This is a genomic window from uncultured Campylobacter sp. (genome assembly GCF_938031315.1).
In the GTDB taxonomy this organism is placed as follows: Bacteria; Campylobacterota; Campylobacteria; order Campylobacterales; family Campylobacteraceae; genus Campylobacter_B.
Genome location: NZ_CALHHT010000164.1, coordinates 1 through 1,512, shown reverse-complemented (window position 1 = coordinate 1,512; position 1,512 = coordinate 1). Strand labels below are relative to the sequence as shown.

Genomic DNA, 1,512 nt, shown 5'->3' with positions numbered 1-1,512 from the left:
GCGCGCTTAAATTTAACGGGCGTGTCGCAATAACGCGCGGATATAATAAATTCAAAAGGAGCAAACATGCAAAAAAACGAGGTTATGAACGATTTTAAAAAGCTGTGCGAGATACCGCACTGCAGCTGCGAAACGGAGCAGATGAGGGGGTTTTTAGCGGACTTTGCGCGCTCTCAGGGCTTTAGCGTAAACATCGACGAGGCGGGCAATATCCACGCCGTAAAGGGCGAGCCTAAAATTTGCTTGCAAAGCCACTACGACATGGTTTGCGTGGGCGCGGCGCCGAATTTAGAGCTCATCGAAGAGAACGGCATACTAAGGGCAAAAAACTCGACTCTAGGCGCTGACGACGGTATCGGCGTGGCGATGATGATGGGCGCGATGCGGGAGTTTGCAAATTTAGAGTGCCTATTTACCAACGACGAAGAGGTCGGGCTCGTGGGCGCAAACGCCTTTAAGGGTAAAATTCTATCGCCAAATTTGCTAAATTTAGACAGCGAAGAGGACGACCGCGTGACGCTGGGATGTGCCGGCGGCATAAACGTGAGCGCAAAAATCAGCGCCGCTAGCGTCAAAAAAAGCGGTAAAATTTACGAGATCGGCGTCACGGGGCTTAGCGGCGGGCACTCTGGCAATGAAATACACAAAAATATCCCAAACGCGACGAAGCTGCTAGCGAAATTTCTCGCCGAGGAGGGCTGTGAGCTCATTAGCCTGGATTTTGGCGAGAGGAGCAACTCGATCCCCGCAAATGCCGTGTGCAAGGCGCTGTGCACGCATGAGCCAAAACAGCGCGGCCTAGCGTGGGTAAAGAGCCTGGGCGAGGGCGAAGCGGACGTACTGGTAAATAGCGGCAAAATTTTAGCTCTCATAAACTCATTCGCCCAGGGTGTGCGCAGTTACGACACGCAGCTTGGCATGGTAAACGAAAGCATAAATCTCTCGACCGTCAAGCAAAAGGGCGAAGTGATTGAATTTGATTTTTTCGCTCGCGCGATGAAGCGAGAGGGGCTCGAAAATTTAGGCTTTGAGACCGCTACGCTAGCTAGCGCGCTGGGCTTTGATGTGAGAGTAGCCGACCGCTCGGCGAACTGGGCGCCTTGCATCAGCGACTTCGCGCATCTGGTGCTTGAGGAGTTGCAAAAACAAAAGCCGCAGGCTAAATTTGCCGCCGTGCACGCGGGCCTTGAGTGCGGCGTACTGGTCGCAAAACAGCCCGAGCTGCAAGCCTGCTCCATAGGCCCAAACATCCACTCGCCTCACTCCGTGAACGAGCACTGCGAGATAGCGTCGGTGGAGATGATGGCGGAAGTAGTAAGAAACATAATCGCTAGACTGCAATAAATTAGCGGCTTGTCTTTTGAGCGCTTTTTGCGGATTTCGTTAAAATTTGACTCGATAGGCTATATACCTTATCTTCGTCAAATTTTAACTTCAAAACCCCAAAAATCATCTCAAAATACTTCGCCTTTAAATTTTTGCGGCGACTCATATTTTGAGCATCTTTACAGA

Annotated in this window: 1 protein-coding gene; it reads left to right on the top strand. The window is 51.1% G+C overall.

The window, feature by feature from the left end; genetic code table 11:
- The first annotated feature begins 66 nt into the window (after window positions 1-66).
- Entirely contained in the window at window positions 67-1,344 is a 1,278-nt protein-coding gene (locus Q0236_RS04335) for a M20/M25/M40 family metallo-hydrolase (protein ID WP_297915466.1), read from the top strand.
- Window positions 1,345-1,512: the final 168 nt, after the last annotated feature.